The sequence below is a fragment of the Streptococcus sp. HMSC073D05 genome (genome assembly GCF_001812015.1).
In the GTDB taxonomy this organism is placed as follows: domain Bacteria; phylum Bacillota; class Bacilli; order Lactobacillales; family Streptococcaceae; genus Streptococcus; species Streptococcus parasanguinis_D.
Genome location: NZ_KV807483.1, coordinates 29035 through 42065, shown reverse-complemented (window position 1 = coordinate 42065; position 13031 = coordinate 29035). Strand labels below are relative to the sequence as shown.

Sequence of the window (13031 nt, the reverse complement as noted above, 5' to 3'; positions counted from 1 at the left end):
GTTATCGAATCATCCTGTCAGAAGCATTGGTTTCTCACAAGACAATCATTTTTACTGATTATTTTTCTGATTCTTCAGCATCAAAGGCTGCTTTTGCTTCCTTGGCTGCTTTTTCACGTGCTTTTTCAAGGTCGTCCACATGAATCACATCATCGTCTTCCCCTTCATCGAGGTCACGAAGTTCTACTTCTTGATCATCTTCGTCCAAGACACGCATGTCAAGACCAAGAGATTGCAATTCTTTGACAAGAACGCGGAAGGATTCTGGTACACCTGGTTTTGGAATTGGTTTACCTTTGGTAATCGCTTCATAAGCTTTCAAACGTCCGTTGACATCATCTGACTTGTAAGTCAAGATTTCTTGAAGGACATTTGATGCACCATAAGCCTCAAGGGCCCACACTTCCATTTCCCCGAAACGTTGTCCACCAAACTGAGCTTTTCCTCCGAGTGGTTGTTGGGTAACCATTGAGTAAGGTCCGACTGAACGGGCATGGAGTTTATCATCAACCATGTGGTGAAGCTTGATCATGTACATGACACCGACAGAAACACGGTTGTCAAACGGCTCACCTGTACGTCCATCGTAAAGAATCGTCTTGGCATCGCTATCCATACCAGCTTCTTTCACAGTATCCCAGAGGTCTTCTGAGCTTGCTCCATCAAAGACTGGTGTTGCGATGTGGATACCCAAGTTACGAGCCGCCATACCAAGGTGAAGTTCCATAACCTGACCGATATTCATACGTGATGGCACCCCAAGAGGGTTCAACATGATATCAACTGGTGTACCGTCTGGAAGGTAAGGCATATCTTCAACTGGAACAATACGAGACACAACCCCTTTGTTTCCGTGACGACCGGCCATCTTATCTCCGACGCGGATCTTGCGTTTTTGTGCGATGTAAACACGAACCAACATGTTAACACCAGATTGCAATTCATCTCCGTTTGCACGCGTAAAGATCTTAACATCGCGAACGACTCCATCTCCACCGTGAGGTACACGAAGAGAAGTATCCCGCACTTCACGAGATTTATCTCCAAAGATCGCGTGAAGGAGACGTTCTTCAGCAGAAAGGTCTTTTTCACCCTTCGGTGTTACCTTACCGACAAGGATATCGCCTTCTTTTACTTCTGCACCAATACGGATAATACCTGTTTCATCCAAGTCACGAAGAGCATCTTCACCGACGTTTGGAATTTCACGGGTAATTTCTTCAGGGCCTAATTTGGTATCGCGTGTTTCTGATTCGAATTCTTCCAAGTGAACAGATGTGTAGACATCTTCTTTCACCAAGCGTTCGCTCATGATAACGGCATCCTCGAAGTTATACCCTTCCCAAGTCATGTAAGCGACGATTGGGTTTTGACCAAGGGCCATTTCCCCTTTTTCCATCGATGGACCGTCAGCGATAAAGTCGCCTTTTTCAACGACATCGCCAACTTTTACAAGGGTACGTTGGTTGTAAGCCGTACCTGAGTTTGAACGACGGAATTTTTGGATATGGTAAACATCAAGAGATCCATCTTCCCGACGAACTTCTACCTTATCTGCATCTGCATAAGTAACTTTACCATCGTGTTGAGCAATGACTGCAGCTCCTGAGTCATGGGCTGCTTGGTATTCCATACCAGTCCCCACGTAAGGGGCTTTTGGATCGATCAATGGCACAGCCTGACGTTGCATGTTTGCACCCATGAGGGCACGGTTGGAGTCATCGTTTTCCAAGAAAGGAATACATGCTGTCGCAACGGCAACTACTTGTTTTGGAGACACGTCCATGTAGTCGACTTGATCAGATGGGAATTCTTGGTTGTTACCACGGTGACGTCCCATAACGATTGGCTCAGCAAAGCCACCTTTTTCGTTCAACTTAGAGTTGGCCTGAGCGACGATGTACTCATCTTCTTCATCGGCTGTCAACCAAACGATTTCGTTGGTCACCACACCTTTTTCACGGTCCACTTTACGGTATGGCGTTTGGATGAAGCCATATTTGTTCAAGTGTCCGTAAGATGACAAGTTGTTGATCAAACCGATGTTTGGTCCTTCAGGTGTTTCGATTGGACACATACGACCATAGTGGGTATAGTGTACGTCACGCACTTCATATCCGGCACGGTCACGTGTCAAACCACCAGGCCCTAAGGCAGACAAACGACGTTTGTGAGACAACTCAGAAAGTGGGTTGTGTTGGTCCATGAACTGTGACAACTGTGAAGAACCAAAGAATTCTTTAATTGCCGCAGTTACTGGACGGATGTTGATGATTTGTTGTGGTGTCAAGACATCGTTATCTTGTACAGACATCCGTTCGCGAACGTTTCGTTCCATCCGTGAAAGTCCAAGACGCACTTGGTTGGCAAGCAATTCACCAACGGCACGAATCCGACGGTTTCCAAGGTGGTCGATATCATCCACGCGACCAATACCTTCTGCCAGGTTCAAGAAATAGCTCATTTCTGCCAAGATATCTGCTGGAGTTACAATCCGTACTTTGTCAGATGGGTTGGCATTTCCGATGATGGTGACAACGCGGTCTGGATCTGTTGGAGCAACAACTTTGAATTTTTGCAATTCTACTGGTTCTGTCAAAACAGCAGCATCATTTGGAATGTAGGTGATTTTGTTCAAACCGTTATCCAATTGTTCTGAGATGCTGTCGATGACATCGCGCGTCATGACAGTACCAGCTTCTACAAGGATTTCTCCTGTTTCAGCATCCACCAATGGTTCTGCGATTGTTTGATTCAACAAGCGGTTCTTGATATTGAGTTTCTTGTTGATCTTGTAGCGACCAACTGGTGCCAAGTCATAACGACGTGGATCAAAGAAACGGGCTACCAACAAGCTACGTGAGCTTTCCGCTGTTTTTGGTTCACCTGGACGAAGACGCTCGTAGATTTCTTTGAGGGCTTCATCTGTCCGTGAATCCATTGGATTTTTGTGGATATCTTTTTCGATAGTATTGCGAACCAATTCGCTGTCCCCAAAGATATCGATGATTTCATCATCTCCTGAGAATCCAAGAGCACGCACAAGCGTTGTAAATGGAATTTTACGTGTGCGGTCGATGCGCGTGTAGGCGATGTCTTTTGAGTCGGTTTCAAGCTCTAACCAAGCTCCACGGTTAGGGATAACAGTAGATCCATAACCAATCTTACCATTCTTGTCCACCTTATCATTGAAGTAGACACCTGGTGAGCGGACCAACTGAGATACGATAATCCGTTCTCCACCATTGATGATGAAAGTTCCCATTTCAGTCATGATTGGGAAATCACCAAAGAAAACTTCTTGGGTCTTGATTTCACCTGTTTCTTTGTTGACCAAACGGAAGGTCACAAAGATTGGTGCTGAGTAGCTGGCATCGTGGATGCGCGCTTCTTCAAGCGAATACTTAGGTTCGCGGATTTCATAACCCACAAATTCCAATTCCATTGTATCCGTGAAGTTTGAGATGGGAAGCACATCTTCAAATACTTCCTTCAAGCCATGATCCAAGAAATCTTTGAATGAGTCTGTCTGGATTTCAATCAAGTTTGGTAAATCAAGAACCTCTTTGATTCTTGAAAAACTACGACGGGTCCGATGTTTCCCGTATTGAACGTCATGTCCTGCCAAAGTTTTTAACTCCTTTTTCCATACTAGGATAGCTTGGTAAAATGACTTTCACCACCTATCCGGTTTTAACTACAATTGTGTGATTTGCATCACGTGAAGAGCTGTCTCTTCACCTCATTCGTCGCTTTTTGTAATTTTTAGAAAAATTAAATTTGTGTAACAAACTAGGATTTTTCTGAAAATTAGGCACAAAAAGAGCAGCTAAATCGACTTATTCAAGTAAGATTTAACTGCTGTAAGCTCTTATTTGGACAATATTTCAAATAAAGCACACGACAAATTAGTTATCACTATTATACCGTTTTTTGCTCCAAAAATCAAGGCTTTCTCTAGGTTTTCTACTGGATCAGACTAGCGTCGATTGCCACGATTTGAGCTGTTTCGATTTGAACTATTGCTTGATGAACTATTGGTTGTCGAATTGTTCTTATTATTCGACTGATTTCCACTGCTATTGCCGAGAATTGCTGCCCAAGCACTTTGATAATCGCTATCCGATCCCCCGATGGCAAAGTGGTATTGAGTGGTTGGCGCTCCGTTTTTGGCCCAAAGGCTCGTCACCGTTTGACCGCTCACATCGATATCTCGGCCATTGACATTGACGCGGCCTGGTCTTTCACCAGTCGATTTGAGCACTTCAGAACGGATCACACTCTTATCGAGAGTGAATTTATCCTGAATTCCAAAGAGACTTGGATCTGCTTGGTAGATTGCATTCGCCAACTGCGCCATGTATTGGGCATTGTTGTTGTATCCGGTCAAGGTCTGCATGGAAGCATTGTTGTCATGACCGATCCAGCCACCTAAAGAAACATTTGGGGTGGACAGCATGAGCCACATATCCCCATTTGAGTTAGTGGTACCGGTTTTTCCAATCCAGTCAGCACCTGCCAGTGTTGGGTTGATTTGGCTAATCCGTGACTTAAAGGTCGTTGTAGCACCAGACGTAATAACCCCGCGCAAGAGATCCTGCATAATCGTTGCCGTTGCTGGAGAGTAAACACGAACAGGATCTGCCTCGTGCTTGTATACTACATCCCCATCTCGATCAATGATTTGCTCTACCATGTAGCGTTTGAGGTAGTTCCCATTGTTACCAATGGTTTGGAAACCATTGGTATGTTGGGCAACAGTGACCTCAATTCCTCCCCCCATCGGCAGACTCTCAATGCCATATTCAGGGATATCATAGCCCATTTTCTTCATGTAGGATGGGACATCCACACCTTTTTCACGAAGAGTCCGGTAAGTCCAGTAAGCTGGAATATTCCATGAGGTATTGAGGGCCTCACGGAGATCCATCATGGCTGTCCCTCGGCTATCCACGTGCATGATCGGCTCCCCACTTGAGAAATTAGTCGGGTAGTTAGAAAGGATGCTATTGCTTCCCATCAAGCCTTGGTCGATGGCAATCCCATAGGCCAACAGCGGCTTGATTGTAGACCCTGGGGAACGCTCTGTATCAAAGGCATGGTTGTTTTGGTTGCCGTCAAAATTCCGTCCACCGATAAATCCTAAAACGGCACCCGTTCGGTTGTCCATGAGGACATTCCCAACTTCTACAAGACCCGTCCCATCATCCAAGACGCTTCCAAAATTCGCTACTGCGGCCTGCATCGCATTGTGAACCGGTTTGTTAATCGTGGTTTGAATGGTGTAGCCACCTTCGCGCAACTCGCTCTCCGCTAATTCTTGGTAAGCCTTGACGGTTTCATTATTTTTCAAGTCTTGCTTGGTGACATTGTCTCGCTTGATCAAGTAATCATACATGGCCTCTTTTGCTTCTTCCATGGCTTGGAAGTAGAGGTAGTCATGCGGTGTCTTCTCGATGCCATCTGGAGCCATGAAGTCTTTGGTCAAGTCGTACTGAGCATAGGTCTCGTAGTCTTTTTTCGACAAGGCTCCCGTCCGGTACATATTGAACAAAACGTCTTTGGCACGCGCCAGACCTAACTCGAGGTTTTCTTTGCTCTTTAGGCTACCGTCTGCAGCATAGGGGGAGTAGACAATCGGACTCTGTGGCAAGCCAGCGATAAAGGCCGCTTGTGGAACAGACAAGTCTTTCGCAGAGACGCCAAAGATCCCTTGAGCTGCGGCTTCCACACCTGCAATATTTTGTCCCCGATTGTTTCGTCCAAAAGGCGAGACGTTTAAGTAGGTGGTTAGGATTTCGTTTTTATCCATTCCCCTCTCTAAAGCTAGAGCATCGACAATCTCTGTCGCCTTACGAGTAAAGGTTGGAGCATCTCCTACGACTTGCTGTTTGATCAACTGCTGGGTTAAGGTCGATCCCCCACTAGAGGAACCGACACCGGCTACAGATCCAAGCGTCGCCCGAAGAACAGCTTTGGGTACAACCCCCTTGTGGCTTTCAAAGTTCTCATCCTCAGTAGCGATCACAGCCTTTTTGACATTGTCGGAAATGGCATCTCCAGCTACCGGCGTGCGGATCAAATCACTGTCCACTTCTGCAATCAGGCTCTTATCGGAATAGGTCAGTTTTGAAACACTGCTGACATTGCGAACCTGCTGGACTAGTTCTTCTGTCTTTGGAACCTTAACATTGCTAAAGAGGCTTGCTGCATAACCAATCCCGATCCCTGCGCCAAATAAAAAGAGGCACACAAATAAGGCGATCATCACATCCCACAAGAGTTTGAGCGTCCTCAAAAAGGTCGCAAAAATATCGCCGACAGACCAGCCACTTTCTTCATTTTTTTCCTTATTCGGAGTTTCTGTATACATCTTTGCAAAGAATTTTTGGACTTTCTTCCAAAACTCTTGCAGCTTCTCTTTTAATTGATTCACTGATTCTTTCTCCTTGTTCCCTATATTATAGCAGATTAGCCCCTTTGTTTTCAATCACAAGAGCGTAGAAATCCTCGTTCAATCTTCTTGAGTAAGGACAAGAAAATGACGGAAAGCATTGCCATTTCCGTGGTTTATGGTAGAATAGAGAAATGAATAAACTTATAAAGGAGAAAAGACACATGCACATTTTTGATGAGCTAAAAGAGCGTGGTTTGGTATTTCAAACGACGGATGAAGAAGCCTTGCGCAAAGCACTGGAAGAAGGTCAGGTTTCTTATTATACTGGTTATGATCCAACTGCTGACAGCCTTCACCTTGGTCACTTGGTTGCCATCTTAACGAGCCGTCGCCTTCAACTAGCAGGCCACAAACCTTACGCGCTCGTTGGCGGTGCGACTGGTCTCATTGGAGATCCGTCCTTCAAAGATGCTGAGCGTAGTCTCCAAACAAAAGAAACTGTTCAAGAATGGGTTCGCTCCATTCAAGGGCAATTGTCTCATTTCCTCGATTTTGAAAATGGTGACAACAAAGCCGAAATGGTCAACAACTACGATTGGTTCGGAAGCATTAGCTTTATTGACTTCCTTCGAGATGTTGGAAAATACTTTACGGTCAATGCTATGATGAGTAAAGAATCTGTTAAAAAACGGATTGAGACAGGGATTTCTTACACAGAGTTTGCCTACCAAATCATGCAAGGCTACGACTTCTACGTCCTCAACCAAGAACACAATGTCACCCTTCAAATCGGTGGATCTGACCAATGGGGAAACATGACAGCTGGTACTGAGTTGATGCGTCGTAAGGCAGATAAAACTGGTCATGTTATGACTGTGCCTTTGATCACAGATGCAACTGGTAAGAAATTCGGTAAATCAGAAGGCAATGCCGTCTGGCTCAATGCAGACAAAACATCTCCATACGAAATGTACCAATTCTGGATGAATGTGATGGACGCCGACGCTGTGCGCTTCTTGAAGATCTTCACTTTCTTGTCACTGGACGAGATCGAAGAGATCCGTAAGCAGTTTGAGGCTGCTCCTCATGAACGTTTGGCTCAAAAGATCTTGGCGCGTGAAGTGGTCACCCTCGTTCACGGTGAAGAAGCTTACAAGGAAGCCCTCAACATCACGGAACAACTCTTTGCAGGAAACATCAAAAACCTTTCTGTCAAAGAACTCAAACAAGGCCTTCGTGGTGTGCCAAACTACCAGGTCCAAGCAGAAGACAACCTCAACATTGTAGAACTCTTGGTCACAGCTGGTGTAGTGAATTCTAAACGCCAAGCCCGCGAAGATGTTCAAAATGGAGCGATCTACGTCAATGGCGAACGCATCCAAGACCTTGACTATGTCTTGAGCGATAGCGATAAATTAGAAAATGAATTGACCGTTATCCGTCGCGGTAAGAAAAAATACTTTGTTTTGACTTATTAAGAAAGTAAAACCACGAAGTTTCGTATGAACTTCGTGGTTTTCTTATACACTTTTTTCTGAGACTATTTCCCTTTTCTGCGATGCAACAAAGCTTGGTTGATTCGTTGAGTTTTTTTATGGAGTTGCCAAATCTGGTACAGCCAGATCAGGCCGTAAATGGCTAGAAAGATCAACCAAGGAATCGGGCTCCGTAAGGCTGTCCCCCAGCCAAAAAACAAGTAGGTTAATGCTAAGATGGCAGCTGTCACAACTAAATGCAAAGCCACACGCAAACTATAGGTCAAAAACTCTTCTTCCTCAAGAATGAAGGTCAAGATGCCCATTGTCCCACTCATCAAAAATATCGCTAGGATGTTGCGGACATTTACAGCGGGATAGACGATGTTGGTATAGACATGGGATAATAACACCAAACACAAATAAAAGAAGGATCCTGTCCTCATACCAGATACAAAATAAGCTATAACTCGTTTCATCACTTTCTCCTATACCCCTAAATAATCCATCAAGGATTTGACATATTTCCGACTGACACTTGATTTTACTCCACGTGTCAGTTTAGCCATCATATTGCCTGAAAAACTATCCGATAGCGATTCTAAATGGTCGATATTCATCACCGCGTGGCGTGATATCTGTAAAAAATTACGACGATTAATCCGATGTTGAAAATTTATCAAAGTATCTCTGATGGTGAACGTTTTGTCTGTCGTATAAATGGTTAGCTGATTCTTATCAATCTCGGCTAGAATAATGTCATCAATTTTCACCATGATCAAATGATCATCTGTTTTGATAGGGATCACTACTTGATTCACTGTCGAAAATTGTTCGAGATAGTCCATCACCTCTCGTGCTTGATCGGATAATTGCTTGGCTTGAATGACCACACAGGGGTCGTTTTCTGGGATATCCTGTTTTTCCTCAAAACGAATCTTCATTCCTACTCCAATTCTCACTTACTTTCTTTTACTCGATCTTTTTGCTAAGGAAATCCAAATCCCCAAAGCTAGAAGAATACCACCTAACACTATAAGGTATGTTTGTTCCTTTGTCAATAAGGCTTGCCATTTGAGCTGAACGCCCATTTTTTCTTGAAATTCTCGAAGAAGATCATCTCGCCCCTTAAAGGTTTCGCTCACTGCTTCTTTCATGAGTACTTGTCGATAAAGTGCAGCAATATAAGTTGCTGGAGTACATTCCATTAGTAGTTGTGCAAAATCAGGTAAAACACCTAAAGGTACATAAGTCCCTACCAAAAAACCAGAAGCTGTACCCACTATGGTCGAAAACTTCCCAAGACTGTCTACGGAATGGAAAAAATAAACAAAAATGGCATTCACTAAACTAGAAAGCAGGCTACTAAGCAACATGATGAGGAGTACCTCAGGTAATAGAGAAAGGGTTGGAACTTCTCTAAAATAGCCACACATCAGCACATACATAAGGGCCTGCATGAAAAAAGAGATGATGATTGCGCTCGTTAGATACGAAAATGGTAACCGCCACTTTCCTTGGTCCGATAAATAAAGATCCTGATCTACTTGATGTTCACGGTCCTTTACTAACTGAGTCAGGGCAGCCAGACTTGTCGTAATCCCTGTCACAGCCAGTGTCCCACTCATTAACCAATTATTTAACACAGGACCACTATTGGGGAGCTGAGCCCAAGCATCTGTTAGATTTTTTTGAAGAAAAATAATATAGAGAACAAAGGAAATCAAGGCTCCCAACAGGGAGAAGAAAACTCCTGAACGATTCCTAAAATACAATAAAAAATTTCGCTTTAGTAAGGCTAGCATTAGCGGACCTCTCTTCCTGTAAGTGCAATAAAGGCATCATCCATGGTCCCTGGACGAAACTCAAAATGGGCTAGATTATCTCTAACTTGCGCCAGATAATCAATGGCTTCCCTTTCACTCTTGGGTTGAAAAATATACTCCAATTGACTTTGTTGCTCTACTGACATTCCCGAAGATTTGAGACTTTCTATCTGCTGCATCTCCTTGAAACGAATCTTTAAGATATTAGTAGCATACTGACTCTTAATATCTAGTGCCGATCCTTGAGCAATCACTTCCCCATGGTCTACAATATAAATTTGATCAGCTTCATCTGCCTCGTCAAGATAATGCGTGGTCAAAACAACAGTCATTCCCTCTTCTTTCTGCAATTGATAGAGCAAATCCCAAATAGACTTCCGGGTTTGAATGTCTAAACCTGTCGTTGGTTCGTCTAAGAAAAGAATATCTGGTTGTGAGAGCAAAGCACGCGCAATATCAACCCGACGCTTTTGGCCACCTGAAAGCGTCCCGTATTTCTGCTTTTGGAAAGCTGATAGACCTAGCCGATTAATGAGACTAGATACACGATTGGGTTTTAGGCCTTTGTACTGTCTGGCACGAATGGTCAGATTTTCTCTAACCGTTAGCATCTCATCTAAGACACTAGTCTGGAAGACCACACCAATTTTAGTATCTGGTTCATAGATGATTTCACCTTGCGTTGCTTGTTTCAAACCAATCAACATGGAAATCGTCGTTGATTTCCCCGCCCCATTTGGTCCTAGAATTGCATTAAACGTTCCCTTTTCAAACTGTAAGTGAATATTGTTTACGGCTAAATGATTTCCATATCGTTTACTGATGTTTTTAGCTTGTAATATCATGTTCTCTCTCCTTTTGATAGAACCAGTCTAGCAAAAAAGCCGCTTAAAAAACGGCTTTTGGGGATAAGTGGTCAAAATGAAGAGATGAGTGGCGAGATAGAAGAGATTAAAATGAGGAAATTAAATAAAGAGACTCAAGTTCCATTCAATACCGCGTAGATTCGTTAAAAAAGTGTGACTTAGTCCCATTAAAACATCGGTTGCTATCTAGAGGCTCTTTTGTTACACTACTAATATGAATACACCGATCAAACCAAAATTACAACGATTTCAAACAGCCACTGCTTTTGCCTGTCCCATTTGTCAATTGAACCTAGAACTTGTGGGGACCAGTTTTAAATGTCCCAAGGGCCATTCTTTTGATTTAGCAAAATTTGGCTATGTCAACCTGGCTCCTCAGATCAAACAATCGAAGGACTATGACAAAGAAAATTTCCAGAATCGCCAGCTGATCTTAGAAGCAGGTTTTTATGAGCCGATTCTAACAGCGATCGGACAAAAAATTCCGACCAGTGATGCTAGAATTCTAGATATCGGTTGCGGAGAAGGCTATTACTCCCGAAAACTACAAGAAGCCTATCCCAAGGCTACTTTCTATGCCTTTGATCTTTCCAAGGAATCTGTGCAACTAGCTGCCAAGAGTGACGCTAGCTGGAAGGTCAATTGGTTTGTAGGAGACTTGGCTCATTTACCCATTCAATCCAAGAGTATAGAGGTCATTTTGGACATCTTCTCCCCGGCTAATTACGCTGAATTTGAGCGTGTTTTAAAGGCTGAAGGGGTCATCATTAAGGTCGTTCCAACCTCTTCTCATCTGAAAGAAATTCGTCAGTTGGCCCAAGATCAATTGACCAAGCAATCCTACTCCAACCAGGAAATTTTGGTGCACTTTGAAGACCACTGCCAAATCCTCTCATCCGAAACGGTCAGCCTCACCAAGAGTTTAACTCCTGAAGAACGCCAGGCGCTCCTCGCCATGACCCCTCTTCTATTTCACGTAGACCAAGAAAAAATCGACTGGACCCAACTCACAGAAATCACCATTGAGGCCCAAATATTGGTTGGGAAAATCAAGATACAAAGAACGTAAAATGAAAAGTAAAAAGGCTGAGACAAATCGTCTCAGCCTTTTACTCATCTTCTGCATGCTCTGTCATGACTTGTAACGCACGTTTTTAAATCCTTTTGGCTATCTGTGCGATTTTTTCGAGTTCTTCTTTCCGTTGACGATCACTCATATACTCCACTCGTGTAACTTGTGTCACTTTAACCGGTTTAATACCACAGGGTTTCAAGATTTGGGATTTTAGAACCTTTGCGTAGTCTTGAGAAAAAGGAAGAAAAATTTTTGGCGTATTATGCGTCGTAATGATCCACGCTTTTCCATCTAGTTGCCCCACCGGACCTCGAGGTCCATTCTGATAAGCAAAACCTGCAACAAAAACACGATCAATAAAACCTTTTAAAATAGCTGGCATTCCACTCCACCAAGTAGGGAAAATAAAAATCAACTGATCCGCCCAACTCAATAAATCTCTATACGGTTTCATGTCTTCATTATGCTGTAAATCTCTCCTTTTATGCCTTTCATCAAAACGTAAAACCGGATCAAAGTTTTCTTTATATAAGTCTACTATTTTAACCTCATGCTCTGGTGCTAAATGCTTTTGCACAGTTTGAAGGATTGATGCATTATAACTTGTTTCATTCGGATGTGAATAGATTATTAAAACATTCATCAGCTATCTCCTTTTATATAAATATCAAGCATCGTTCTAACGGTCTTTTGAACATCATTTTCTTTAAAGCTTTCTCCAACGGGACTCCTTACCAATAGAGCCAAACCAGCAATAAAACTCCAAAAATGGATCAAAATTTCTGCGTCACTACTAGAAAGATTTTCCTCATCTTTAAGTCTTAACGCTACCGACTTAAAATGTTCAAATCCTGGTAAAGAGGAGTTGACTGAAATAGTTTCCTGAGATAACTCCAAATAGTTATATGGAAATTTGATAAATAATGCTTCAAATAGATAGGTTTCCTCTTGGGCAAACCTTACAAAGTTACAGCCCATCAGAGTTAGTTGAGTTCTTGCATCTATAGAAGTATCAATCCCTTGTATCATATTTTTCAAAAAGAACATTGATAAGTGTTCCATAACCACTTGAATATATCTATCTTTACTTCCAAAATGCTTATAGGGAGCTCCATGAGTCACCCCGCATTTTTGAGCTATTGTACGCATAGACATCCGGTCAATCCCGTTAGTTCTGATTTCTTCAATGCCGACCAAAATTAACTTTTCTTTCAGTTCTTCCGTATTCCGTTTCATTTGACCACCTTTCCTTATCAAAGTATACGCCGTCTACTTTTTATAAAGTATACACTGTCTACTTATATTTGTCAAATAAAAAATACTCAAAACTTAGCTTCAGGGTCTCTGACCTTCTGTCACGTACTCACCTAAGGAAAGTTTCTAAGAAGACTT

The 13031-nt window shown here is 43.0% G+C and carries 10 protein-coding genes; 2 read left to right on the top strand and 8 right to left on the bottom strand.

Annotated elements, in window-relative coordinates; genetic code table 11:
* Positions 1–58 precede the first annotated feature (58 nt).
* Positions 59–3628 carry a DNA-directed RNA polymerase subunit beta gene (gene rpoB / locus HMPREF2832_RS01465; RefSeq protein WP_070505319.1) on the bottom strand — a complete coding sequence of 1190 codons (3570 nt, stop codon included), beginning with the start codon at positions 3626–3628 and terminating at the stop codon, positions 59–61.
* Between the two features lie 351 nt (positions 3629–3979).
* Positions 3980–6436 (bottom strand): penicillin-binding protein PBP1B, encoded by a 2457-nt coding sequence (gene pbp1b / locus HMPREF2832_RS01460; RefSeq protein ID WP_070505318.1) that lies wholly within the window; start codon positions 6434–6436, stop codon positions 3980–3982.
* Positions 6437–6618: 182 nt separating this feature from the next.
* On the opposite strand from pbp1b, the gene tyrS reads away from it, so the two are divergent.
* Complete coding sequence (tyrS, locus tag HMPREF2832_RS01455) at positions 6619–7875, top strand: tyrosine--tRNA ligase (protein ID WP_070505317.1); 1257 nt, start codon at positions 6619–6621, stop codon at positions 7873–7875.
* A gap of 62 nt (positions 7876–7937) precedes the next feature.
* Here the strand turns inward: tyrS and HMPREF2832_RS01450 are convergent, their stop codons facing one another.
* The 4 genes from HMPREF2832_RS01450 to HMPREF2832_RS01435 are packed head-to-tail and all read right to left on the bottom strand — an operon-like array spanning position 7938 to position 10543.
* Complete coding sequence (locus tag HMPREF2832_RS01450) at positions 7938–8351, bottom strand: DUF3021 domain-containing protein (RefSeq protein ID WP_070505316.1); 414 nt, start codon at positions 8349–8351, stop codon at positions 7938–7940.
* Between the two features lie 9 nt (positions 8352–8360).
* Positions 8361–8816 (bottom strand): LytTR family DNA-binding domain-containing protein, encoded by a 456-nt coding sequence (locus HMPREF2832_RS01445; protein ID WP_070505315.1) that lies wholly within the window; start codon positions 8814–8816, stop codon positions 8361–8363.
* 18 nt (positions 8817–8834) lie between these two features.
* Positions 8835–9677: an ABC transporter permease gene (locus tag HMPREF2832_RS01440; protein ID WP_070448820.1), complete on the bottom strand. Its 843-nt coding sequence runs from the start codon at positions 9675–9677 to the stop codon at positions 8835–8837.
* On the bottom strand, positions 9677–10543 hold the full coding sequence (locus HMPREF2832_RS01435; protein ID WP_070505314.1) for an ABC transporter ATP-binding protein: 867 nt from the start codon (positions 10541–10543) through the stop codon (positions 9677–9679). The genes HMPREF2832_RS01440 and HMPREF2832_RS01435 overlap by 1 nt, the downstream gene beginning before the upstream one ends.
* Positions 10544–10778: 235 nt before the next feature.
* Between HMPREF2832_RS01435 and HMPREF2832_RS01430 the strand changes: the two genes are divergently transcribed.
* On the top strand, positions 10779–11633 hold the full coding sequence (locus HMPREF2832_RS01430) for a putative RNA methyltransferase (protein WP_049475195.1): 855 nt from the start codon (positions 10779–10781) through the stop codon (positions 11631–11633).
* An 85-nt stretch (positions 11634–11718) separates the two neighbouring features.
* On the opposite strand, the gene HMPREF2832_RS01425 is transcribed toward HMPREF2832_RS01430, so the two are convergent.
* Both HMPREF2832_RS01425 and HMPREF2832_RS01420 read right to left on the bottom strand, forming a co-directional pair.
* The gene (locus HMPREF2832_RS01425) at positions 11719–12282 is read right to left on the bottom strand and encodes an NAD(P)H-dependent oxidoreductase (protein WP_003004666.1); all 564 of its coding nucleotides are present in this window, start codon (positions 12280–12282) and stop codon (positions 11719–11721) included.
* Positions 12282–12875, bottom strand: coding sequence for a TetR/AcrR family transcriptional regulator (locus tag HMPREF2832_RS01420; RefSeq protein WP_031572569.1), 594 nt, complete (start codon positions 12873–12875; stop codon positions 12282–12284). Before HMPREF2832_RS01420 ends, HMPREF2832_RS01425 begins: the two co-directional genes overlap by 1 nt.
* Positions 12876–13031: the final 156 nt, after the last annotated feature.

Excerpts from the sequence above, each read along its gene's own strand:
- tyrS (WP_070505317.1), top strand. The coding sequence starts at position 6,619 with ATGCACATTTTTGATGAGCTAAAAGAGCGTGGTTTGGTATTTCAAACG.
- HMPREF2832_RS01450 (WP_070505316.1), bottom strand. The coding sequence starts at position 8,351 with ATGAAACGAGTTATAGCTTATTTTGTATCTGGTATGAGGACAGGATCC.
- HMPREF2832_RS01445 (WP_070505315.1), bottom strand. The coding sequence starts at position 8,816 with ATGAAGATTCGTTTTGAGGAAAAACAGGATATCCCAGAAAACGACCCC.
- HMPREF2832_RS01440 (WP_070448820.1), bottom strand. The coding sequence starts at position 9,677 with ATGCTAGCCTTACTAAAGCGAAATTTTTTATTGTATTTTAGGAATCGT.
- HMPREF2832_RS01435 (WP_070505314.1), bottom strand. The coding sequence starts at position 10,543 with ATGATATTACAAGCTAAAAACATCAGTAAACGATATGGAAATCATTTA.
- HMPREF2832_RS01430 (WP_049475195.1), top strand. The coding sequence starts at position 10,779 with ATGAATACACCGATCAAACCAAAATTACAACGATTTCAAACAGCCACT.
- HMPREF2832_RS01425 (WP_003004666.1), bottom strand. The coding sequence starts at position 12,282 with ATGAATGTTTTAATAATCTATTCACATCCGAATGAAACAAGTTATAAT.
- HMPREF2832_RS01420 (WP_031572569.1), bottom strand. The coding sequence starts at position 12,875 with ATGAAACGGAATACGGAAGAACTGAAAGAAAAGTTAATTTTGGTCGGC.